The organism is Pseudoflavitalea rhizosphaerae, from assembly GCF_003991355.1.
Classification (GTDB): Bacteria; Bacteroidota; Bacteroidia; order Chitinophagales; family Chitinophagaceae; genus Pseudobacter; species Pseudobacter rhizosphaerae.
This window is the reverse complement of record NZ_RCSU01000020.1, coordinates 1-25542: the sequence shown is the minus strand read 5'-3', so window position 1 is coordinate 25542 and position 25542 is coordinate 1. Positions and strand designations below refer to the sequence as shown.

The following is a 25542-nucleotide window of genomic DNA, read 5'->3' as shown; positions in this document are numbered from 1 at the left end:
TAGGGAGTGTTGTGTCAATGGCTGTATTGTTAATCGTATCAACTGCATCAGCCCAGTTGAAAACGATAAAAATGAAAACGCCTGCTAAGCTTCATTCTTTTTTCCATTATTCGGGAAATGGAAAAAAGATCATCAGCGGACACCGCGGAAGTTATCTCACCGGGTATCCTGAAAATGCGATCGAGACTTTTGAATATGTATTGAAACATACGCCGGCCTTTTTTGAAATAGACCCGCGTTTAACTAAGGACAGTGTGATCGTGTTGCTGCACGATGCCACTTTAGATAGGACCACTACCGGCAAAGGAAAGCTCGCTGATTACACCTGGGAAGAAGTAAAGCAATTACGATTAAAAGATAAAGATGGAAATGTAACACCCTATCGTATCCCTACTTTGCAGGAGGCAATCGACTGGGCACGCGGAAAAACCATCCTCAACCTGGATAAGAAAGATGTACCAATGCAAATGACAGCGGATATCATTCGGAAAAATAATGCAGGCAGCTTTGTGATGGTGACCGTACACAATGCCAAACAGGCGAAATTTTATTTTGATGATGATAACCAGCGGATGATGTCTGCTTTTGTAAAAACAGAAGGCGCTCTAAAAGAATATGAAGCTGTTGGCCTGCCCTGGAAGAATATGATCGCATACATAGGTTCAGAGAATAAACCAGCCAATAAGACCATGTTTGATCTGCTGCATGCACGCGGTGTGATGTGCATGATCTCAGCAGCGCCGGTATATGATAAGTTGGAAACTAAGGAAGAACGTGCCGCGGCATTTCGGGATATTTTCAAACAAGGTGCAGATATTCTTGAGTCTGATCTGCCGGTGGAAGTAGCGGAAGCTGTAAAAAGTAAACGTTGACAATTTCAATTTTAAAAAATCCGGAAGCGACTGAATGGTCGCTTTTTTTATGCGCTTTATTTGCTCCTCTCGTTGGTTTTCATTTATGTTCAGAACAAGTATATTATTACTAAAATTGGAGTAGTTTTCCGGCGTTTCCCTAATTTCACTTTTTTACTAACTGATTTTTCATACGACTTGCCGGTAAATTATTCAAATATAGAACAGGATCTGCTTAAGCGGATAGCAGAGGGTGATGAAGCGGCCTTCAGGGAGCTTTATGACAGGAGCTGGAACCGTTTGTACTCATTTGCTTTGTCGTGGCTCAAATCCGGAATACAGGCGGAAGATATTGTGCAGGATATTTTCCTGAAGCTATGGATCAGGCGGACCGAATTGCATGCAATTAAGAATGCCGATAACTATCTCTTTATTCTTTGTAGAAATGCTGTCCTCAATTTGATGGAAAAAAATGTCGTTCGACAAAAAAACGGTGAAGCCATCGCGTCCTCCCAGGAATCCCCTTTAATGCCGGATGCTGCATTGCAGTTGAAGGAAATGAAAACAACCATCAATCAACTCATAGAGAAATTGCCCACCCAACAGCGGCTCATATATAAAATGAGCCGGGAAGAAGGACTTACCCATGAAGAAATTGCCCAACGGCTGGGCATCTTAAAAGAAACTGTAAAGAATCATATGGTCCGGGCCTTGAATACCCTCCGGAAAAATACTGATCCGGCTCATACCCTGGTATTTCTGTTTCTTTGGATGCTGGAAATAAGTTTAAAAAAATAATTCACGGCGCTGTACCTGTTTGATTTGTGGCCTGTCTTTATTTATACAGTATGCAATCAGCCGATCTAAACATATTAATTGAGCAGTATCTCACTGCGGAGCTCAGTCCGGAAACAAAGGTACAATTGCTGCAAGCGATTCTTTCCCCGCAGTATCGTGGAGAACTTGAGCTGCTGATGCAGCAACAGTATGATCAGGATGCGTTCACTGATGCAGAGGATACCAACTTAAGAGAAAAACTTTTTGAGGCCATTTGGACAACTCAGCAGTCTGGTGTTTCTCCGTCTCCTGGTAAGCTCTCAGTTGATGTTTCTTCACCTGTTCGCCGTATTCATTTCCTGCGTACCGGATTTTTCCGCTATGCAGCCGCTATCATTCTGGCAATGGGACTGGCCGTACTTGCTTATCTCCTTACTCACAAAGAGCCTGAGCAAACATTTGCAGACAACCACCATCCTATACAAACGGATATAGCTCCCGGCGGAAACCGGGCAATGCTTACATTGGCCGATGGCAGCAAGATAATTCTCGACAGTGCTGCAGATGGCAAGCTTGCCACTCAGGGTGGGGCGCAGGTTATCAAACTCGCCAATGGTGAGATCGTTTATGATCTTAGTGGCATTGAAAGCAGGGAGGCGATGTGGAATACCATCACTACGCCAAGAGGAGGACAATACCGCGTAACGCTTCCCGATGGCACAAAGGTTTGGCTCAATGCAGCCTCCTCCCTTACTTTTCCTGCAGCTTTTAACGGCAGCAAGCGGGAAGTAAAGATCGATGGAGAAGTCTATTTCGAAGTGTCTCCCAACAAAGAGAAGCCTTTTATGGTGAATGTGAATGGAGGATCATCTGTTGAAGTGCTGGGAACAAGTTTCAACGTGAATGCCTACAAAGATGAAACCCACATCAATACAACTTTGCTTGAAGGCGCTGTTGCCGTTTCATTGCCTGCTGCAGTGAAACAAAACAAAAACGCTAACATACAAACCCGCGTTGTATTGAAACCCGGACAGCAGGCGCGGATGGCTTCTACAATTACACAAAAATCTTCTTCCGGAATAATGATCATTGATGCAGATACAGACAAGGTTGTTGCCTGGAAGAACGGAGCCTTCAATTTTAAAGATGCCAGTCTGGAAGAAGTTATGCGTCAACTGGCACGATGGTACGATTTGGAAATTGTATATCCACAAGGTGTTCCTGATATAAAGTTCGGCGGCAAAATGAGCCGGAGCGTAACGCTCGCTAGTGTACTCCGGGCATTGAAAGATGCGAAGATCAATATTCAGCTCTCAGGAGAAAGAAAACTTTTAGTATTGCCCTGAAAGATAAAAGTAGAAACCAGCCATTAGCATTAAACCTGTATCATCCTGCTGACAAAACAAAAGCCGGAAGTGGTGACACACTCCCGGCCGATAGTTAGGTTAGTTCATTCGCTGTGACGCTTATTTTTTAACCAAACCAATGCAAATTATGCAAAAAACTGCTAATTGCTGCAGGCATGATATCCCGTTGTCAAGCGGATCTTCACGCCAGCTAGCTTCCAAAACTTTCCGTATTATGAGACTGGTTTTCGTGTTTCACCTTGTTGCTTCACTCGCTGTTTCCGCGCGACCCCTCGCGCAAACAGTGACTTTCTCAGAGTCGAATGCTTCAGCAATCCGGGTGATTTCTGCTATCGAAAAGCAAACGGATTTTCTAGTTTTCTTTACACTCAACTTACTGGAAAATGCAAAGCCGGTATCGATATCCGCGTATAAGATGCCACTGGTGGAATTCATGACTGCATTCGTAAAGGATCAGCCCTTCGGGTTCAGGATCGATGGCCGTACCATTTTTCTTACAGAAAAAATGGAAGAAGTAGCCACGGGGTCTGTCAGATCCTATATACCCATCTCTGATCTGTTGGCGCCAAAACTGATCAAAGGCCGTGTACGCTCGCAGGAAGGCGCCTCCCTGCCAGGTGTAACATTTTCAAAGAACAAATTACCGGTTGGCAGTTCGGGTACAGATGGTCGCTTCGAACTCAATGTGGAGGAAGGTGATACCATTACTGTTACAGCAGTGGGGTACCATGATCTGCAATTCAAAATTGCTTCCAATGCCCGCAACAGTTTCCGCGCTGTTCAGTTGAACACTGTAGCGAGGTTGAATAATCAAAAGGATGAAGCACAGGCAACCGGTTCATATATTCAAAACGCGAATGATGAAATAATTGTAGTGATGGTCCCCAGTTTTTCTTCGCTGAATGAAGTAGTGGTGAATACAGGCTACCAGGCGCTTCCCAAAGAGCGAGCCACCGGAAGTTTTGTGTTTGTTGGGAAAGAACAACTGAACAAAAGGACCGATGCCCGGCTCATGGACAGGCTGGTGGGATATGTTCCCGGCTTGCAGCTCGACCGTCGCCTAAATTCTGAAACAAGAGACAGGAACCAGTATAACATCAGAGGATTGAATACTTTCATGGGCAGAGGTAATGGCCCTTTGATTGTTGTTAATGGTTTCCCGTATGATGGTGATATCGATCTAATCAATCCTGTGGATGTTGAATCCGTTACCATACTCAAAGATGCCGCAGCAGCATCTATCTGGGGCGCAAGAGCTGCCAACGGTGTAATTGTGATCGAATTGAAAAAGAACAATACCAAATCTCCGTTCCAATTGAGTTTTGGCGCCAATGTGAATATTTCAGAGAAAAAAGATATCTGGTACAGGAAGAAAATGAGTTCTTCAGATTTCATAGACCTGGAAATGGAAATGTTTGATAAGGGATATTACAATTCCGACCTTACGGGTTTGTCCTCACGCCTGCGAGTGACTTCCCCCTTGGTGAATATGCTGGATGATCACAGGAACGGCCTCGTAAGCGATAAGGAATTGAACGATCAGATAGCAAAATGGAGGAATACCGATTACCGTTATGAATACAGCGACCTCTTCCTGCAAAATCCTGTTCGCCAGAATTACAATCTTGGGATCAGTGGTGGTAACCAGGTGATGAACTACCTGGTCTCCGGTTCCTATGACAGGGCGCTGACAGATAATAAAAAGGATTACGAGAACAGGTATACGCTTCGTACGGTTACCGAGATCAGGCCCGTAAAGAATCTTTCGATTGAAATTGGATTAATGTATATCAACAATATTTCCGAGATCGGTAGCTCAGGGTTCTCTACCAACTTTATGCCGGCTGGTGGCAAGTCTGGTTTATATCCGTACGCCGAATTCAAGGGGCCTGATGGGGAAGCGCTCGCCATTCCCTATTCATTCAATAAGAAGTTCATCGATACAGCAGGAGGCGGTAAACTATTGGATTATTCCTATAGACCATTAGATGAAATAGGCTTGAACTCAACCAAAACCAAATCGGAGAATATCAACCTGACAGCCCGCATCAAATATAATTTTAACCCTAAACTGTCGGCTGAAATAAGATATGGAATAGACAAGCAGTCTACTACTATTGAAAACATCAATGATGTAAATAGCTATACCATGAGAGAAATGATCAACAGGTGGACGCAGATCGATGGAGACCGTATTTCCTATATTTTACCGAAAGGATCGAGGATTACAGTACAAGACCAGGACCAGTTCAAACATCAGTTCAGAGGACAGTTGGCCTACAACAACAAATGGAATGGTGTGCATGAAGTAACTGCGTTCGCTGCTTCGGAAATTTCACAGAACAAAGGATCGGGAGCATCCTATTCTGCATATGGTTACGACAGAGAGTATAAAACCTCTACATCGGTAGATCATACTACTGCTTATCCTACGTTCGGGGGAATTTTCGGCAAATTCAGGATACCCGGTTTTCAGGGCTTTAGCGGTAATATCAACAGGATGGTTTCCTTTCTCGGGAATGCGGCTTATACTTTTGATGGTAAATATGTTTTCACCATTTCCGGAAGAAGAGATGGATCAAATGTACTAGGTATTAAAACCAACGAAAAGTGGAAACCTTTATGGTCTTCGGGAATTGCGTGGCAAATACATAAAGAAAAATTCTTCAATGCTGACTGGGTCAATCTCCTGAAAGCGAGAATTACCTACGGCCATAGCGGGAATATTTATCCTGGTAATGGATATTACCCAATCATCTATTTATCAAGTGGCGCATACTTTACCAATTATGCGTATGCCAGTATCTCAACTCCACCCAATCCTGATATGAAATGGGAGGATACCAGGATGATCAATTATGGATTGGATTTCGCCTTGTTCAATAGCCGTCTCTCCGGCTCCATAGAATACTACGATAAGAAATGTACCGATCTGATCGCGTTGAGCCAGTTGGATCCCAGCTCAGGACTGACGTCGATGTTCAAAAATGTGGGTATACTCACAGGCAGCGGATGGGATATCATATTGAATTCAGTCAATATCCAGACAAAGGATTTTTCCTGGACAACCGCTTTCTCTTTGTCCTATACAAAGAATCTCGTGAAGAAATTTTATGGATATAATTCCAACGGTTACAACCTGATCAACGGAGGTGAGAATGCCAATATCATGGAGGGATACCAAATGTACACTGTGTTCAGTTTCAAGTCAGCCGGACTTGACCCACTGACTGGTGATCCCAGGGGCTACGACCGTCAAACAGGAGAGATCAGTAAGAATTATACAGAATTATTTAAAGACTCGGTGAAGGATCTGGTAGTGAATGGCCCTGGCATGCCACCTTTCACCGGTTTTCTGCGCAATGCTTTCAGGTATAAGAATTTTGATTTGTCGTTCAACCTCATGTACAAGTTTGGCGCCTGGTTTAAAGAAGAAATGTATAGTGGAAATGCTTTCGGAGATTGGCGGCATTTTGGAAATTATGAAGGCAGATGGCAGAAACCCGGCGACGAAAAACACACTTATATTCCTTCCCGTGTTTATCCAATCAATTACAACAGGGAAAATTTTGCAGCATATAGCCAGGATTTCGTTCATAAAGCTGATTATATCCGTTTATCGGATATACGGATAGGATACAGTTTTGCCGTAAAGACAACCACAAGGCCGGTGAGCCTGAACCTATTTGCAGGCGCGAGGGACCTGGGATTGATATGGAAAGCGAATAAGATTGGCATCGACCCGGAAAATACCTATTACAGAACGGTAAGCTCAGTGAATTTCGGATGTAACCTTACTTTCTAACCTTAAGAAGATCGATCATGAAATTGAGAATAATAAAATCATTATGCATGGCATCGCTGGCTACAGCCTTGTTTACTTTGCCATCCTGCCAGAAGTTTCTCGACAGCAAGCCCAGTTCTTCACAGGTAATACCTTCAAAGCTCAAAGACCTGAGAGCTATGATGGATAATAACGGCAAGATCAATAATCAGGGGGCAACGAGTGTGCTGGAACATTACAGCGATTATTTCAAAATGGATAAGGATGATCTAGACAAGCTTACTTATACAACAAGGCAGTTCTACACTTTCGGCCAGGACTATTATACCGAACAATTCTTCCTGAACGGATGGACCTATAGTTTCACACCTGTTTATTATGCCAATACCGTATTGGACCTCTTGCCAAAAGTGAAGAACGATGATCCGGTTGAATGGAGAAGAATAAAAGGTGCGGCCCTTTTCGTAAGAGCCAACGCTTTTTTTCATTTATTGAAATGTTTTTCTCCCATATATATCAAGGGTGATGAAGCGGCCAATAAGAAACCTGGCATACCCCTCAGACTTGACCCGGATGTAAATGCGATCTCGAAAAGGTCTACTGTGAAAGAGGCATACGAACAGGTTGTTGCTGACCTCAAAGAAGCGATACAGCTCCTGCCTCCCAAAGAACAATATAACACAAGGCCGGATAAAGCCAGCGCATATGGTTCCCTTGCCCGTGTTTACCTGGTAATGCAGGAATTTGAACTGGCCGGAAAATATGCTGACTCATCGTTAAGGATCGATCACTCCCTGTTTGATTTCAACGAGCTGGATCTGAATGCGCAGCTGCCATTCGAAAACTACAATAAAGAAACTTTGTATTACTCCACAAGCACTTCTACAGACCTCTTCTACCCCACCAGGAATGGTTATATCGATAACAACCTGGTAGCCTCGTATGATGAGAACGATCTCAGGAAAGCTGCATTTTTCTTAATCGATAACAAAGGGCATTCGCAATTCAAAGGAAGTTATACAGGGTCCTCCAGCGGGAGTTTTATGATCGGTGTTTGCGTGGATGAAATGTATTTGACATTGGCTGAATGCTATGCTAGGACTGGCAAGAAGGATGATGCAATGATGGCGTTGAACACGCTGTTGCAAACCAGGTGGCGTACCGGCACCTTTGTACCCTTTACTGCTACCAATGCGCAGCAAGCCCTCGAAATGGTAATTACCGAACGTAAAAAATCGTTGATCTACAGAGGAGTCAGAGTGATGGACCAACGCAGGCTTAACCTGGAACCTCAATTTGCAAAACCTGTGGTTCGTGTGTTGGACCCCGGTGGTGAAAATATCACCTACACGCTTGCTCCCAATGACCTGCGGTATGTTTTCTTATTGCCACATGATGTGGTGCAGGTTACCGGAATGCCACAGCCCGAGCGGTAAATACAACAACATACACAGGGCATAGGACGCCCGTCATACTCCATAGAAAATAATAGGCTACTTATGGATTGGGCATCCTATGCCTGGTCGTGAATACAAAACTTAACAGTTATGCGGTACCTTTTTGTGTCAATGTTTTTAGTGTGCGTGCAAGATGCAATGTCCCAAACCGGCCAGTTGCCGTCTGATAAAAGCGTTATCCAGGGCAGACTGAACAACGGGTTCAATTATTATATCAAGCCCTATAAAGGAGAGCCGGGAAGAGCCGCCATGTACCTCGTTTCTAAAACGGGATCGATGGTGGAAACGAAAAATGAAAGCGGATATTCGAGGCTGTTATCTCATCTTTCCCTGAACAAAACCCAGCACTTCAGTAAAGAGGATATCCAATATCTCTTTCTAAAAACCGGCTCAAAATCCGATGGCTCCGATGTAGTGTTCAATGGTTACGATAAAACCATCTATAAGTTCCAGCTGGCCAGTTATACGCCACTATTGCGAAATACCATGGAGTGGTTGAAAGAAGTGATCACTCCATCCACGCCTGCAGCAAATTTGCTGCAGGCGCAACGAGACAGCGCTATCAAACAAATAAAAGAATCCGGTATACTTTTCCCTCAACGTATCATCGAACAATTGAGGCCGATCCAATTAGGGTATTCAGCATTTGCTGAACATCCCCCGATCGGTAGCATGGCCGCTATGGAAAAATTGTCTGCTTCCGGATTGGAGACTTTTCAAAAAAAATGGCTGCGCCCCGATTTGCAGGCGCTGATCATTGTTGGAGATATTGATGTAACAGAAATGAAAAAACAAATAGAAGCTGCTTTTGCTTCATTACCTGTAACCGAAGGCAATCCCGGCAATACCAGCTTTTTCATAACCCCACATCAAACACCGGGCTTTGTGTTGGTAACGGATACGGCAGTCCGGGAAACTACCCTTACCCTGGCCGTGCAATATCCTGAAGTTGATGTGATCAACGCCGGGGACCTGCGCAACAAGCTTGTCTGGGAAATATTCCAGCAGGCAATGAGCAATGCCCTTACTATCCTTGCCACAAAGAACAAAAATACCAAGGCTACTTTTTTGATCAGGAGAGCAGAGCGGGGACTCGACCTCGTCATGCTGAATATTGCTGCCAACGAAAATGACCTGGAAGAAAATTTTAAAACCGTATACTATCAATTGGTGCAGATATCCCGAAATGGATTTTCAGATACTACCGTTGCTGCTATCAAAGCAAAAATGCTACAGGATGCCAAACAATTATTTGCCGCCAGAAGCCGCTTGTATGCCCGCTATTATGCCGATCAACTCTGCAATAAGTTTTTATACAATATCCCCGACCTACCAGTTGAACTGCTATATGAACAACAGCAGCAATTGATAGGAACCATCAGTGCCAAAGACATCACAACCAGTTTACAGGAGTTCATTCAAGGAGTGAAACACTGCTTTATTGTTGCCCCACAACAGCACAGAATGAATATGCCAGTACAGTCCGATATCGTTCACTGGATCACAACAGCTTCCAACAAAAAATAATCCCCCACAGCATGATAACAAAAAAGTATTTATTGGCAATCGCTTTCATGTTGCTCCTGGTTCAACTTCAGGCCCAAAGTACACCGGGCGAATCCGTACCCTTTGAAGTTCATTATGGCGCAAAAGACAGAGAGCTCCAGGACCTGGTGCAACTGGAAAATATCGACTACCAGACGATAACATTTACCGGAAGTTCCCTGATCGGTAAACATTTCATTTTATCTGCAAATGAGATCTGGAAAGGAGAAGTTACAGCTACATCCATTATCGCCAATTCCTTATCCCGGAAACCCATTGCGGACTCCGTGTTTGAAGTGAGGGTGATCTCTAAACTGGATGAGCAAAAGAACATCAGCATGCATTTTCATTTCCCCGGTCTGATGGCGCGTAAACAGTTCAAGACCACAGGTTCCCCCATGTATAGCCTGCGAAATGTTTTGCAGGACAGTAAAAAATCATTTGTAACAGGAAAGCGGCAATACTTCCTGGCCCATATTCTTCCCATACCCGTACCTGGTTCGCCCAATATGCTTTCCTATTGTAATGTAGACAACAGTGGTGAAGACGTGATGAATTGGGGGAAGAAACTGGGCATACCACATTATATCGTTTTCGAGTTTGAAATTTTTTAACCAGTCATAAAAAATTGTATCGATGCAGCATCCCATTTTAAAGATTGAGAATTTATCGCATGCCTATGCCACAGCCTGGGCCATACGCGATATCAATATAGAAATAAAGAAGAAGGGTATTTATGGTTTGCTCGGCTCTAATGGCGCCGGTAAATCAACCACCATGAATATCGTTTGCGGGGCCTTGAACCAGACCCAGGGTGAAGTATTTATTCAGGGAGTCAATATCAGGAAGCATCCTATGGAAGCCAAAAGCCATATTGGTTTTCTTCCCCAATATGCTCCCCTGTACCTGGACCTTACCGTGTCTGAGTATTTGTTGTATACGGCCAGGTTACGGCAGATCGATGGGAAAGCGGCATATCAAGCCGTGGATGAAGTGATGGCCAAATGCGGGGTGGTGCATGTGAAAGACCGCTTATTGAAAAATCTTTCAGGTGGTTACCGTCAGCGTGTTGGCATTGCCCAGTCGATCATTCATAAGCCTGCCCTTGTAATTCTTGATGAGCCTACCAATGGCCTCGATCCCGTTCAGATTGTGGAAGTACGTAACCTGATCAAAGAAATTGCCGATGAACGGACCGTGATCCTTTCCTCCCATATTTTGTCGGAGATACAATTGTTGTGTCAGGAGATCCTGATGATAGAACAGGGCAAACTGGTGTTTTCTGATACCATGGATGCATTCAATAATTATGTAGCTCCGCAAAGTATGCTGGTGGAGTTCGAGAATGCGCCTTCAGCCGATGTGCTGGCGGCAGTAAAAGGAGTGAACAGGGTGGAGAAATTGACGCCACGCTCGTTCAGGATCTTTTATGATGGCAGTAAGGTAGTGAGCGAAACCATCATTACGGAAAGCGTCCGGAAAGAATGGAGGATGACACAGCTTGCTATCGAAAAGAATTCAATCGATGAAATATTTAAACAATTAACCGGTCACTCAGAAAAGAACTAAAAATGAAACGCATTTTATATATAGCGAAGAATGAGCTGTCCTCACTATTCTATTCGCCCATTGCCTGGATATTGATGATCTTTTTTACGGTATTGACCAGCGCCGATTATATTGGCTCACTCGATGCCTACGCGGGCATTTACGAAAGAGGAGGCCCTCAGTTGATGGCGTTACAGAATCTTACGGCTAAGTTGCTTTGCTCCGGTAGCGGCTTATTTGGCAGTGTTATCCGCAACCTGTATTTGTTTTTTCCTTTGATCACGATGGGGCTGATCAGTCGTGAAGTAAATAATGGCACCATCAAGCTGCTGTATTCTTCCCCTGTCAGGATCAGGGAAATTGTATTGGGTAAATATCTTGCCATCCTTTGTTTTACGCTTTGCCTGCTTTTTCTGGTGTGCCTGACCGTTATCAGTTTTGCATTCAGTGTGGAAAATCCTGATTACGGAAACATACTGGCTTCGCTTTTCGGTTTGTTCCTGGTATTGGCAACCTATGCCGCTATAGGATTGTTCATTTCTTCTATTACTTCGTACCAGATCGTTGCAGCTATCATCACCTTTGGGGTGTTCGCCTTTTTGTCTAAAGTGGGCGAACTCTGGCAGGATATCGATATCCTCAGGAATATCACTTTCTATTTGAATATCGGCGGGAAAGCCGGCCGCTTTTTGGTAGGACTGATGAACCTGCGCGACTTCACCTATTTCGTCATTCTTATCGTAAGCTTTCTCAGTTTTACCATCATCAAAATAAAATCCGACACAGAATCCATTTCCGGGTTCAGGAAAGCGCTGCGTTATATTTCTGTAATAGCAGTCGCGTTTGTGCTAGGATACATCACCAATAAGCCGCAGGTGAATATGTATTACGATGCTACAAGAGGAAAAATATTTACTATTCATCCCAGCACCCAGGAATTATTGAAGAAGATGGATGGTAAACTGGAGGTAACGCTGTATGGGAATTTAATGGGCCCTTATTATGCAGTGCGACCGGCTGCACAGTTGTCGATCATCGCTATGTGGGAACGGTATGTGCGCTTCAAGCCCGATATCGATATCGATTTTAAGTATTATTACAATACCGATACTTCCAATTATCGATTTAAGAACAAACCAGGTAAAACGCTCAAACAAATTGCAGACGAAGAGGCAAGAACGCATAGGACTTCTTTGGACCGCTTCATGAGCCCTGAAGAAGCAGGTAGGTTTGTAAATGTGAAGGCTGAAGAGAACCGTTGCTTTTTCGTTCTTAAATACAATGGCAAAGAAACGATTGTAAGAACTTTTGATGATCCGGCATTCTGGCCTGGCGAAAGCGAAGTGGCTGCAGGGCTCAACCGCCTTGTTGCTTCCGAGATGCCTAAGATCGGATTCCTTTCAGATGAAATTGAAAGGGGACCATTTTCTGATCGCTTAAGAGATTATAAGAGCATTGCCAATCAGCTCGGCAACAGGCACTCATTGGTTAACCAGGGTTTCGATTTTGTAAATGTATCCCTGAAGAACAATGATATTCCAAAATCCCTAACCACACTTGTGATCGCAGATCCGCGGACGCCTTTCCCGGCAGAAAGCCTGGAGAAGATCAACAGGTATATCGATGAAGGAGGAAACCTTCTTATTGCCAGCGAGCCCGACAGGAAGGAAGTCATTAAACCTTTGTTCGATAAACTGGGACTTACACTGCGCGATGGGATCCTTATCCAACCAAACGAGAGCTATGCAAGCGATGTAGTATTCAGTTATCTGACAGATACTGCAAAAAATATTTCTCCGCAGTTTAAAAGGCTCATGGATACTGATCTCAAATACAGAGGGGATAGTTTGAACAGAGTAGCTCTTTCAGGCGCTTCCGCTATCGATTTTAACGAAGGAGCCGGGTTTGAAATTGCCCCACTGTTAGTTACCGATAAAAATTTAAGCTGGAATCGTATTGCGCCCATCAGCACTGACTCGCTTCAGTTGAAAATGACAAGAACTGCCGGTGATGAGGTTGGAAGCTTCGTGGCTGCCGTGCGCATGAATAGAAAAGTGAATGGAAAAGACCAACGGATCATTGTGAGCGGTGACGCCGATTACCTGGCTACGCCTCAGCTCTCGGGGTATAAGCCGTCCCGTTATAATTATATGTATGGTTTCTGGAGCTTCAGCTATTTCACCGAAGGGAAGTTCCCCGCGAATATTTTCAGCGAGGAAAGTATCGATAATGAATTCATCATTACTGTTGATAGTATTCCTGCGTTCAAACTTATATTTTATTGGATCATCCCGGCGATCATAGCTGTGATCTGTTCCATAATCATCATCCGGCGCAAAAGAAAATAATATCATGAGCACACTCTTGAAAACTGATGAGCAAACGATGAGCGATCTGTCTATTTTCGGCAGATCGGGTAAGGCTTCCATTTTTGATCTTTACAATAAGACCACTACCCAGGGAGGAAGTGCCAGGTTGAACCATTTGTTCAGGCATCCTTTATCGGATGAAAAGCTGATCAATGAAAAGGCAGCTATATTCCGTTTCTTCGCTTCCCGTGAATTGCTTTTTCCTGTTGACTCGGAATCCATTGGCGGGATCGTTTATTATTTGCAGAACGATGATGTAAGAAGTCAGTTGCAGTTGGGAGGTCAATCTTTCGGGCAGCTATTCAAAGACATGGTGGCGGCAGATGCATCGCAGGTTTTTGTGAACGATGGTGTGCAAGCGGTGTTGAGGATGTTCTATAAGTTGGATCAGTTCACAAAACAACTGTCGCCGGTGGTTGAGGGATCTGCTTATGCGCTTGCTTTCGAGAAACTGGAAGATGCCATCAATGCACAGGAGCTTGCATTGGTCAGGCAGCACTTCAGTTCAAAATTTGAAGTAAAGCTCAGCCCGGGTGTGCTTTCTGAATTGGATAAGCTGGTGCGTTTTGAGCAGCGGGAAAAACTGCTTTTCATTCTTGATCTGTTGTACGACCTCGATGTATATGTTTCAGTGGGACAGGTAGCCCGTAAACGCGGATTTAATTTTGCGAAGGCGATGCCTAAAGAGAGCGGAACGCTTCTCTATGAACAGGTATATCATCCGCAGGTGGAAGGCGCCATTGCCAATGATATCCATTTGAATTTCGATAGCAATGTTTTATTTCTGACCGGTGCGAATATGGCTGGCAAGTCAACGCTGATGAAAAGTATTGGCATTGCGCTTTACCTGGCACATATGGGCTTTCCTGTTGCCGCCAGGAGATTTGAGTTTTCGGTACGCGACGGCATTTTCACAAGTATTAACCTGGCTGATAATCTAAGTATGGGTGCCAGTCACTATTACGCCGAGGTATTGCGGGTGAAAGAAGTGGCGCAGGCATTGAGCGAGGGCAAACAGTTGTTTGTGATCTTCGATGAAATGTTCCGGGGCACCAATGTGAAAGATGCTTACGATGCTACCATTGCGATCACCAAAGCATTCTGTAAAAAAAGCGGCAGCCAGTTCATCATTTCCACGCATATAATGGAGGCGGGGGAAATACTGCAAAAGGAAACATTGCCTATCAAATACCAGTATCTGCCTACAGAAATGAAAGGAGGAGCTCCGGTGTATACCCGCGTGTTAAAAGATGGAATAACTGCCGACCGGCAGGGAATGATCATTATTCAAAATGAAGGAATTCTTGAAATGCTGGATGCAGGCTTAAAAAGAAAGGAGGAATAATTATGTCGTTCATAACTGATAAACAAACGGTGATCGATCTGAACTTGCTGGGCAAGTACAAAACAGGTTCTATGTTCAATCTCTTTAACAGGGTAAGAACCAGAGGAGGAGAATTGCTATTGGAGGAGATGTTCAAAGCGCCGTTAACGGATGCCGCTGCCATTAACCATCGTGCAGCAAGTATCGCGTATTTACAGCAGCTGGACCTGAAGTTCGAAGTGAATGCCGGGTTGGCCGAGATGGCTTCTCATTATCTTACCGAACCCAGACCAGTCAGCAGGATATCCTGCTTACTGGGTGCGTATAAAGGAAAGCTTCAGGAAATGATGTATAAGTCGCAAAAATATTATTTGCAGCAGCGACATATTTACGCGGTCCAGGAACTGTTGGTATCGGCGAGTAACCTGCTTGGTCAGTTGATCAAAAAAGGATCGGGGGATAATCCCTGCAAAGTAATGCAGGATAAAATGGAGGCAATCATCAATGCGCCGGACCTGCGGCAATTGAAAGCGAAATTCCCGTACACCGTGGGCCAGACAGCGGATTGCCAGTTCTTATTCCTGAATAAGTTTCGTCAGCCGCTGGAGGAATTGTTGCAGGTTCTGTATGAGTTTGATGTTTACATTTCTGTGGCGCAGGTGGCGGCAGACAAAGGGTTCATTTATGCGCAGGCACTGGCAACGGATCCAAACGGATTGATCAGCGTTGAGAATCTTCGTCATCCATCTTTAAATAATGCAAAAGGCAATACTCTTACTATAAGCAGGAAAGAAAATCTGCTTTTTCTTACCGGCGCAAATATGGCAGGTAAATCTACCTGGATGAAAACCCTGGGATTGTCATTCTATCTGGCGCATATGGGTTTTCCCGTTGCTGCTGACAAAATGAGCTTTACAGTGATGGACGGCATCTTCACTTCCATCAATGTACCGGATGATCTGAGTTTGGGCTGGAGTCATTTTTATGCAGAAGTGATGCGTGTGAAAGAAGTATCCAGGCAGGTAAGCAGTGGGAAAAGATTGTTTATCCTGTTCGACGAACTATTCAAAGGGACCAATGTAAAAGATGCTTTCGACGCTACCCTGGTTGTTACGCAGAAGCTTGCCCGATACAGGGCTTGCGCTTTTGTGATTTCCACGCATATTATCGAGGTGGGTGAAGCCCTGAAGGAAACCAACAATATTCAGTTCGGGTATATGCCCACTATCATGAAGGGCGCAACGCCGCATTATACCTATGCTATGGCGCAGGGGATCACTACAGACAGGCAAGGCATGATCATTCTGGAGAATGAAAAGATATTGGACATGTTAGCCTGATTCCATCAGCCGCTTTTTCACAGTTTTTGACTATGTGAAATTTCATCCTGCGGCAATTGTTTTCGCAGAAGGAAGTACACCTGCAAGGACAAGACTTCATCAAATGGGGATTTCTCATAACCTCGCCGTAATTCGGCAAGTATTTCACGTTGATTGGGATAAGGTGTTTGTGGAGAGAAGGGCGGTTGGTATTATATAAGGACACGGCTTTTGGGAGCTGGCAGGGATATATGTAAATGCATATAAAATGGTGTCTTTTTCCAGGATTATATCTAAATACATATAATAAGGTAAGTGCTTGAAGGGATAAGTCGAGGAAGCCCAGGTGGGAGATTGACCCGGCGAAAGTGACAGAAATGCCAGGGGAGACTTCGAGAGAAGTAGAAAATGGAATAGAGCAATAATGATCTGCTGCTAAAAAAATGGTCCATCTGTTTCTAAAAAATGACTGGGTATACCTTATATCAATAACCGAAATTGGCTGAACAACCTACAAAGTATTTGAAAAAAGGCCTGTGGCTGACTTTTCAGGTGCAAGTCACCGTTATGAACTTTGAATATCTATGAATTGCCAGTAACATGCTGATAAACAATAAACTAAATTATTGTTCACTTTTTAGTGTTGTTCACTATCAGTGAACAGGCGAATAACTTGTGAACAAAATCGCCCCAAATTCTTCCTTTCGTTCATTATTTTAGCCCGTTCATTATCAGCGAACATCTACAAACGTATGATCAAAGAATCGGCCATCATCGAGCAGGCAGTGAATATACTCAGAGACAGAACCGGCATAAAAGTTAGCTGGCAGCCATATGGAAAAGCTGAGAACAGGGTATATGGAATTGTGTTCCAGGAACGGGTTATGCAATTTGTTGTGGAGTATAAAAAATACCTGGCGGCTTACCAGGTAGATCAAATTGTAAAAACTATGGATTTCCGTTTTCCACTTTTAGTGTTGGCGGAACAAATTGCCGGAGCTGCCAGGGAGGAACTGCGAAAAAAAGGGATCGCCTATATGGAGGCCAACGGGAACATCTTTATCAACAACCACCAGGCGGCCATCTTCCTGGACGGCAACAAACCATTCAAGGAAACAAAGCCCGTCACCAACCGGGCTTTCACCAAAACAGGATTGAAAGCTGTCTTTCATCTTTTGAATAATCCCGAAGCGATCTCCAAAACCTATCGCCAATTAGCCGAAGAAACAGGCATTGCACTGGGCAATATCAAATATATAATAGATGGACTGGGGGAAGCAGGCTATATCCAACCGCTGGGCAAACGGAAAGTAGCGCTCAAAAACAAAAAGGAATTGTTGGAACGATGGGTTGCCGGCTATCGTGAAACCCTGAAACCAGACCTGTTCAAAGGCGCCTTCCGGATACCAGTAAACGAAAAAAGAGACAACTGGCAGGACATTAATGTGAAAGACCTGCATATGGAATGGGGTGGTGAAGCAGCCGGTGAGCTTATCACCCATTACCTGCAGGCAAGGGTACTGACCCTCTTCACGCCCGATTTTACTGAGCAGCAAGCCCATCAGATCGGGTTGGCGCCTGATAGAAAAGGAGACGTTCTTGTATACAATAAGTTTTGGAATGGAAATGCAGACCATATCTCCACTGCCCCGGCGCTCATCGTCTACGCCGATCTGCTCATAACAGATGATCCACGTTGTATTCAGACCGCCAGGCTCATCTATGAGAAACACTTAAAAGTGAAAATCGAAACAGATCAAACTATCCGGCATCCGGTTATGCAGTGAAATCCTTCCCGCTTTCACTACATCCCATGACCATCTCTCCTCCCCATTTTACTTACCTGGTTGATAATCATCACCCGAACAGATTGGCATTTAATTGGCCTAACCATTACAAGCCGGATTACAAAAACGAATAGTGAAAAAGGGGAATCGTCCACCAATTGAAGCGAAAAGTAGGACAATCGAATGTATGGTTCAGGTAATTTTGCGATGTGGTTTTAAAGTAAGCGTTTATGAAAAACGATATACCCATCTGGCAGTTGAAAGAGAATATCTCTGGCGTTCGGATCGATAAGATCAGCGAAACCTTTATCAATGAGCAGATGGATGATATCAGCAAACTTCACCGGAACGATCACTACATATGCATATTGTTGACCAGGGGCAAAGTTGAAGTGTTGGTCGACTTTAAGAAAGTGTATGTTGCGCAGCATACACTTCTCTTTCTCCTGCCGGGAAATATTCAAAGGGCAGTTAAGTTCAATAGCGATAGTCAGGGCTGGATCTTATTCCTGGATAATAAACTGGTAGACGAACAGGCAAGACTGATGATTGATGGATCGATGGTGAAAAGCCCTGCCTTATCGTTATCCGAATCCGACTTCCAATGGTTCATCCGGTATTTTGAATTATTGTTCCAAACCTATCACGATTTTACCTTAGGCGGATTGCACAGATCAACGGTGAATGCTTTCGCCGCACCGGGTGTATACAAGATCGCATCGGTTTTCCAGGCCAATGGCGAATCAGCATCGGGAGGGCATTCACAAAGAAGCATCGAGCTGACAAAGAAATTCAAACAATTGGTGAGGATCAATTACCGCGATAAGAAAAAGCCCAGTGACTACGCGGATTTGATGCGATTCTCCATCAACTACCTGAACGATACCATCAAAGCTGTTACAGGTTTTACCGCCACGTATTTCATTCAGCAGGAATTGCTCAGGGAAGGACAAAGATTGCTCTGCTACACTGATCTGAGTATAAAAGAAATTGCCGCCTACCTCGGCTACGATGACCCAAAGTATTTCAACAGGCTGTTCAGCAAACTGGCCGGTGTTTCTCCCGGCCGGTTCAGAAGCAACTTCAAATCGGGTATTGATCCCAGGTAAACATTAATCTGTACAAAGGATTTATTACATCACATGAACCGGAAGCTACCGGGGCATGACTGGCAATCTATTGTTAGCAATGAACACAATCAAAACAATGAAATCATTCAGTATTGGAAGGCTATTAAAGCCCGGCGTTTGTATAGTTTTGCTGAGTGCATCCCTGGATGTGCTGCAGGCGCAGACCGGACACAACGCTACCCTTTCACTCACCCTCAACGATGCCATCCGGCATGCGAAGAATTCCAACAAACTGGTAGGCGTTCTCAAAACAGAACAAGCCGCTAACGGCCTGGACCTGGAAGATGCCAGAATGGGCGTGCTGCCACGTGTACATAGTAATGCATCCTACCAGCGATACACAAACGTAACTGTTTTCGATGGCGTATGGAGTGATCCGAAAGGAATTCCCAAACCGCCTGTGCCCGATGCCGGTGCACTGTCGCTGGAAGCAGGTTTCAATCTGTATGCCGGTGGCAGGCAGCGCGCTGTGATCACAGACATGCAGCACAAGCATGAGCTGGCTTCTATCAACACAAAAGAGCAGGAATCGAATATCGGCCTGCAGGTTGCATTGCAATACCTGGATCTTATCCGGCTTTACTTCCAGGAACAACTGATCACTGACCAGATAGAAAGGGCGAAGACCCGCGCAAAGAACATCTCATCTTTTTACACCAATGGTAAAGTCACCAAAAGCGATCTGCTGCGCGCAGAAGTACAACTCTCCAATGTTTTGCTCAACGAGATCGCCAATAAGAACGATTACCTGGTCAGCAATCAACGACTGAACACTTTGCTTAACATCGATCCCTATACGAAAATCATTCCTTCCGATACTGTGTCCCTTAATCTGCAAGACAGCCTGGAGCTGGCTGCCTTGCTGAAAGATTATTCCAGCACTTTTTCGATCCTCAAAGCGCAAAAGAATATTGAACTACAGGAAAACAGAACAAAACTGGCGAAGTCGTTCAACCTGCCGGCGGTGAGCTTATTTGCTGGATATGGATTCAACTATCCCAATACCATGATCTTCCCGCCTGTGGCGCAAACCATTGCAGTTGGTACGGCGGGTGTGAAGATCACTTATGAAATCTCATCCTTGTATCATAATAAACACCGGGTAAGATCATCACGATTGCGAGAAGCCGCATTGAAAGATCAGAAGGGATGGATAGAAGATAATGTAAAACAGGAAGCGCAGGCGCTGGCAATAAAATATAATGAAGCGATGAATCGCTTAACTGTTATCAAAAAGTCCATCGAGCAGGCGGAGATCAACTACAATATACAGAACACGAAGTATGTGAACCAGCTCACCTTGTTAACCGATCTGCTGGAAGCCGATAACCTCTACCAGGAAACGCAGTTCAACTACATACAGGCCAATATTGCCGCTTTATCGATTTACTATCGTTTACTTTTTATTACCGGAAAACTCTAAAGCAACAAAAATGAAAAACAGTAATAATAAAAGATCACGGTTCATGAACGGGCTTACCCTGACGCTTGCGTTACTGGTGGCAGGAGCAGCCCTGTTCTATCTTGTCAGGTATTTTGTGAATACAGGAAAGTATGAAGATACCAATGATGCGCAGGTGGACTCCTATATCAATCCGGTGTCTGCCAGGGCCGGAGGTTTCATCAAGACGGTGCTGTTCAATGAACACCAGCCCGTGAAGCAGGGTGATACCCTCGTGATCCTCGATAACAGGGAGTACCTGCAGAGAGTTAAGGAAGCCGAGGCTATGCTGGAAGACACACGCGCGCAACAGGAAATCCTGGATGCTGCTATCAGGTCCGCACAAACCGCTACACTCGTCAATCGTGATCAGATCAATTCCGCAAAGGCCAGGCTCTGGCAGCAGGAGCAGGATGTAAAAAGATTCAGGAACCTGCTGAAAGAAGAAGCCGTAACACTATCCGATTTTGAACAGGTGCAAACAAGATATGATGTATCCCAAAGCGATTACAGCGCTGCGCTCAACAGCCTGAAGACCGGCGATAGTAAAGTGCAGGAGTTGCAGTCGCGGTACAATTCGCTCTTTGCTGCGAGAAAGCGTGCCGAAGTCTTGCTGGATCTGGCCAGACTTAACTTAGGCTACACCGTTATAAAATCGCCCTACAATGGTTATACAGGAAGAAAGAATATCCTGGAAGGACAACAGGTGCAGGCGGGGCAGCCACTGGTATCCATTGTGAGCACCAACAACAAATGGGTAATTGCCAATTTCAAGGAAACCCAGGTGGATGGCATGTATGTGGGACAACCTGTTCAGATAGAGGCCGATGCCATTTCAGGAAAAATATACAATGGAAAGATAGAAGCTATTTCTGCGTCCACAGGATCAAAGTATTCTTTGTTGCCCGCCGATAATTCAACCGGGAACTTTGTAAAGATCATTCAGCGTGTACCCGTGAAAATTGTTTTTACGGATGATGATGTAGAAGCGCTCAAGGCCGGAATGAACGTGAAGATCAGGGTAATGAAAACATCAAAATAAGCAGATGGAACACGCGATCTATTTTAATAAGCGCGCTGGCCAGAACCTGGGATTGGCGAGGGTTTTGTTGATAGTGATACTGTTTGCGGCGGTGGCGCAGTTCGCATCTTTTGGGATCATCCAGGCGCATGTGATCTCTTTTTATGGTGCGCAGCCCGAGGATATTACATTCGCTTTCCAGATTGCGTATGTGGGCATCATTGCTACGTTGCCGATCATGTTCCGGCTGATAAGATTCTTCAATACGCGGAGTTATTTGCTGACGGCTTTTCTTGCGGGTATTTTGCTCAATATCGCCTGCCTGTATGTAAGGGATCTTGTACTGTTTTCCATCATCCGGTTCTTTATTGGAAGTGTCACCTGTTTGGTTGCAGGCTGTTTGCTGATTGTATTGTTTTCCACTTTGCCGGAATCGAAAAGGATGCTGGTGGGTGTTTCATTATTCTTCTCACTCATACTTACAACTGGATTGATTGTAGGTGTTCCTGCCGCACAGATAATACAGGATGCCGACTGGACGGGATTGTATTATGCATTGATCAGTCTGCAGGTGATTGCGATACTTTGTTGTGTGTCCATTTTCAGAACAAAAGTGAAAAGAAAGTCCTATCCATTGTACCAGGTGGATTGGGCGGGTTATGTGCTGATCATTTCCGGTGCGGCTGCTGCCGCGTTTGTGATGATCTACGGGCCGAAACGTTATTGGTTTGCCGATCCCCTGATCAGGAACACTGCTATTGCAGCAGTGCTGCTGTTGAGTTCGTTTTTATACAGGCAAACTATCATCAAAAGACCATTGGTAGACCTGCGTGTGTTCCGTTCGGGCAAATTTATTTTCGGGTTACTGCTGATGCTTTTGTTCTTTGGAGTGAAAGACAGTATCAATTTGGTGTATGGCTATGCTGCCGGTGTATTGGGATGGAGCACAGAAGATGTGGTAAATGCAGGCCTGTTCAATATTGCGGGGGTAGTGATAGCAACGTTCATCGTGATAAAAGTGGTACTGGCGAAAAAGAAAAACCTGCCGAAGCTTTTGTTAGCCGGCTTTGCCGTGCTGTGTATTTATCATTGGTGGGTGTACCGGTATCTTACCCCCGATCTTTCGTTTATACAATTGAGCATACCTGTGTTTTTGCAGGGACTGGGATCGGGATTGTTGTTTGTACCGATCACGATCCTTTGTATGGCTTCCGCGCCGCCCAGTACCGGCTTCACTGGTATTGTGGTGTTGACTTATACAAGATTTATGGCTACGCTCAACTCCATTGCAGGTTATTATACTTTGCAGTTGAATTATAACCAGCATTTCAAAACAGGATTTCTGAGTAAGTTGTCGCCGGGAACAGATCAGCTTGTACAGCGGCAGGAATTATTCAATGGCATTTTTGCAGCAAAAGGATTTACAGCCGGCGAGGCGGCAGGGATCTCGAATTTACTGATAGCGAAATCCACGGGAATACAAGGACAGTTGTTGACAGTGCGGGCTGTGTTTTTGGTGGCGGGATTGGTGACTGCGGCAGGGCTAGTGATGCTGGTGGTGTTTGCGGTGGTGAGTAAGGTGAAGGAGAAGAGGGAGGGATTAAAAAAGGCAATATAAACAACGGAACTACAAGGTGCTTAGGGTTTTCACTAATATTTCGAGATTCCTTTTATTAGGAGCGTTAGAAATCCAGGTATGAATTTCATTTACATTGAGCTTCAAAAGTGAGTCTTCGTCAATTCGAAGATCATCAATAAGAAAATCAGCAGCTTCCATTGTGCTATTTAAGGAAATGCCTGGTGTCATAACTATTTTATCGCAAAGTGCTTTTTCGGGGCTTCCTATTAAAGTAAATTGCTTTGATGTGAGGGATACACTTCTTATTCCAAATGAAAAGTACGGGAGGGGTATTTTAAGATAGCGAAACCTGCCAACTGCAGTTCGGTAGGTCTTGCTGGTTTTGATGGTAACGGAGCAAACTTCAAATACTCGTTCCGGAATAAGTCCCCAATATGAGAGCGCTGATTCCAGGGAAACATAACTTGGCCCTCTGAGATGATTAGCAATAAGAAAAGGCTCTGGTTGTTGAATTTTAGTTTGAGGCCCTGCAACGAACAGCCCATTTCTTAACCTAATTAACTCGCCGTTCTTTTCAAGCTCATAGATCTTTTGGTTGGGACGCTTATGCTCCTTCAGCAAATCCATTATGATTTGCCTGGTCAGAGGAGCTTCTGAGTATACCTGAATGGAGTCATTAAAGTTCATCTTCGATTATTTCAATTCAAGTAATTGACGCCAATTTATAATTTTAATACAGCAATTAATTATATTTTAAGCACTGCAAATAATTATATAATTACCACAACCCTCAGCAGACGCAGACCTGAAATGTTTGGAAAACACAATTCATGATTCATGAATTGCAAACCAGGTCTTTTAATTTACTATATGTTTACATTTTGGGTGGATGTTTGCGAAACGCAAACAGATAATTTTTGCAAACAGTAAGAATAAAGTGTTAGTAAGGCATGATCGAAGCAAACCAGTAACAGACCCAAGAGCCAGGTGCATCAAAGGTGGACTTGATCCGGAAATGTGCTGCAGCTGTTATGGGCAGAAAAAATGAAAGGTCGAAAGATGATTTTACTTGATCTGATAAGCATGCATGAACTCTTAGAGGCAATCCGCCACCCGTTCTCACGGGTTAGGAAGAAAAATCTATCTAAAAACAGCAGAAAATTGTAGACCAGGACAATACATTTCCGCGGAGCGATTGCTCCGTAGGTTCTGATCGTTATTCTTAAATCAAAAAATATTGAACTGATCCGCGTATCGCAACTACTCTCGTTGCTCATTCATTCGCGATCGATCATTAAAAAGATGGTGCGATAATACAACCGGCAGTATTTCTTTTTCATCCTTCCAGCGCTGTGATCCCTGCGATTTCCAGGACTTCGCCTGTTTGAGCTTCTTGGCTTGTTTTCGTTTTGCGTTGCTGATGGTTTGTTTTGCCGGGATCTGGATAGCAATCAGGTTTGTGGCGAGGTATCGTTTATCTAACAACGGCAGATTATCCTGGAAGGCATTGACTTGCAGGGCCAGGATCAGTGTGCCTTGTTTGGCAGCGATGGCATCGAACTGTAGTCCTTCAAAGGGCTGCGCCAGATCCAGGAACCGCGACTGACTAACGGTGCTGATCACTCGCCCGGTGTTGAAATTGATGCTTGCAGCGATGAGTTTCACTTCAAGATGCGTGACCTTGCGTGGCAACGCGGGTAAGACTTGCGCAGGGATCTGCAGGTGGTTATTGTTATTGATGGTGAATTGAGGGAAGAAGGTATCGATACCGGTTTGGAGGTTGAAGCGATACCCTTTCAAGCCTTCCAGTCCTGACTGGATCAGTGTTTTGTTGAGCCGGTTGACCCATCCCCCATCTTTTCTTCCGTTGAGGTATGGTGCGAATGCCTGCCTGATGAGTTTACCCTTCCGGCTGGCGATACCGAATTGCTGTGCCGCCTGTCGGGTGGCTTTTGTTTGATGCACTTTTGCTGGTCTGCTGCGCAGACAATGCACCCCGTTGCGATAGTAGCCAATCAGATCACCGACCCTGCCGGTGAACCGGATCTGTCCAGTCTGGATTGCCATATTGCAAAAATTTGGTATAAAATTATGGAATATTAAGGAGGATTGTTTTGGAGAGAATTGTTAAATGAAGGGAAGATCAGTGGCTGCGGTTTTTGATAACTGCGCTTGGGCATGGCTGCGATGGGGCTGTACAGGGGAATTGGATATTTTCGATTTGATCATTTTTTCTGCGATGG

Annotated in this window: 19 protein-coding genes; 17 read left to right on the top strand and 2 right to left on the bottom strand. The window is 44.5% G+C overall.

All coding sequences use genetic code 11. From position 1 onward, the window contains the following. The first annotated feature begins 71 nt into the window (after window positions 1–71). From D9Y29_RS24585 to D9Y29_RS24510, 17 genes are all read left to right on the top strand, one after another. Window positions 72–872: a glycerophosphodiester phosphodiesterase family protein gene (locus D9Y29_RS24585; protein WP_241238034.1), complete on the top strand. Its 801-nt coding sequence runs from the start codon at window positions 72–74 to the stop codon at window positions 870–872. Between the two features lie 177 nt (window positions 873–1049). Continuing rightward, window positions 1050–1649, top strand: a complete 600-nt coding sequence (locus tag D9Y29_RS24580; RefSeq protein WP_164735541.1) for an RNA polymerase sigma-70 factor — start codon at window positions 1050–1052, stop codon at window positions 1647–1649. Window positions 1650–1699: 50 nt separating this feature from the next. Further along, entirely contained in the window at window positions 1700–2974 is a 1275-nt protein-coding gene (locus D9Y29_RS24575) for a FecR domain-containing protein (RefSeq protein WP_127132902.1), read from the top strand. A 235-nt stretch (window positions 2975–3209) separates the two neighbouring features. After that, the gene (locus D9Y29_RS24570; protein ID WP_164735540.1) at window positions 3210–6800 is read left to right on the top strand and encodes a SusC/RagA family TonB-linked outer membrane protein; all 3591 of its coding nucleotides are present in this window, start codon (window positions 3210–3212) and stop codon (window positions 6798–6800) included. Between the two features lie 47 nt (window positions 6801–6847). After that, complete coding sequence (locus tag D9Y29_RS24565) at window positions 6848–8215, top strand: RagB/SusD family nutrient uptake outer membrane protein (protein WP_164735539.1); 1368 nt, start codon at window positions 6848–6850, stop codon at window positions 8213–8215. A 177-nt stretch (window positions 8216–8392) separates the two neighbouring features. Next, the gene (locus tag D9Y29_RS24560; protein WP_164735538.1) at window positions 8393–9763 is read left to right on the top strand and encodes a M16 family metallopeptidase; all 1371 of its coding nucleotides are present in this window, start codon (window positions 8393–8395) and stop codon (window positions 9761–9763) included. Between the two features lie 11 nt (window positions 9764–9774). Beyond that, window positions 9775–10395 carry a hypothetical protein gene (locus tag D9Y29_RS24555; protein ID WP_127132898.1) on the top strand — a complete coding sequence of 207 codons (621 nt, stop codon included), beginning with the start codon at window positions 9775–9777 and terminating at the stop codon, window positions 10393–10395. Between the two features lie 22 nt (window positions 10396–10417). Then, the gene (locus D9Y29_RS24550; protein ID WP_127132897.1) at window positions 10418–11350 is read left to right on the top strand and encodes an ABC transporter ATP-binding protein; all 933 of its coding nucleotides are present in this window, start codon (window positions 10418–10420) and stop codon (window positions 11348–11350) included. Window positions 11351–11352: 2 nt separating this feature from the next. Further along, a complete protein-coding gene (locus tag D9Y29_RS24545; RefSeq protein ID WP_127132896.1) occupies window positions 11353–13677 on the top strand; it encodes a Gldg family protein in 2325 nt (774 codons plus the stop codon). A gap of 4 nt (window positions 13678–13681) precedes the next feature. Beyond that, window positions 13682–15043, top strand: a complete 1362-nt coding sequence (locus D9Y29_RS24540) for a MutS-related protein (RefSeq protein WP_127132895.1) — start codon at window positions 13682–13684, stop codon at window positions 15041–15043. Between the two features lie 2 nt (window positions 15044–15045). Continuing rightward, window positions 15046–16362 (top strand): MutS-related protein, encoded by a 1317-nt coding sequence (locus D9Y29_RS24535; protein WP_127132894.1) that lies wholly within the window; start codon window positions 15046–15048, stop codon window positions 16360–16362. Window positions 16363–16366: 4 nt separating this feature from the next. Continuing rightward, entirely contained in the window at window positions 16367–16561 is a 195-nt protein-coding gene (locus D9Y29_RS27105; protein WP_420902520.1) for a DUF6934 family protein, read from the top strand. A 532-nt stretch (window positions 16562–17093) separates the two neighbouring features. Further along, window positions 17094–18128, top strand: a complete 1035-nt coding sequence (locus tag D9Y29_RS24530) for a type IV toxin-antitoxin system AbiEi family antitoxin (RefSeq protein ID WP_127132893.1) — start codon at window positions 17094–17096, stop codon at window positions 18126–18128. Window positions 18129–18358: 230 nt separating this feature from the next. Next, window positions 18359–19237: a helix-turn-helix domain-containing protein gene (locus D9Y29_RS24525; protein WP_127132892.1), complete on the top strand. Its 879-nt coding sequence runs from the start codon at window positions 18359–18361 to the stop codon at window positions 19235–19237. Between the two features lie 79 nt (window positions 19238–19316). After that, on the top strand, window positions 19317–20681 hold the full coding sequence (locus tag D9Y29_RS24520; RefSeq protein WP_164735537.1) for a TolC family protein: 1365 nt from the start codon (window positions 19317–19319) through the stop codon (window positions 20679–20681). Between the two features lie 10 nt (window positions 20682–20691). Next, window positions 20692–21741, top strand: coding sequence for an HlyD family secretion protein (locus tag D9Y29_RS24515; protein WP_127132890.1), 1050 nt, complete (start codon window positions 20692–20694; stop codon window positions 21739–21741). Between the two features lie 4 nt (window positions 21742–21745). Beyond that, entirely contained in the window at window positions 21746–23338 is a 1593-nt protein-coding gene (locus D9Y29_RS24510; protein WP_127132889.1) for an MFS transporter, read from the top strand. A 9-nt stretch (window positions 23339–23347) separates the two neighbouring features. On the opposite strand, the gene D9Y29_RS24505 is transcribed toward D9Y29_RS24510, so the two are convergent. After that, window positions 23348–23986, bottom strand: a complete 639-nt coding sequence (locus tag D9Y29_RS24505) for a type IV toxin-antitoxin system AbiEi family antitoxin domain-containing protein (RefSeq protein WP_127132888.1) — start codon at window positions 23984–23986, stop codon at window positions 23348–23350. A 573-nt stretch (window positions 23987–24559) separates the two neighbouring features. Then, window positions 24560–25366: a hypothetical protein gene (locus D9Y29_RS24500; RefSeq protein WP_127132887.1), complete on the bottom strand. Its 807-nt coding sequence runs from the start codon at window positions 25364–25366 to the stop codon at window positions 24560–24562. Between the last annotated feature and the right edge of the window lie 176 nt (window positions 25367–25542).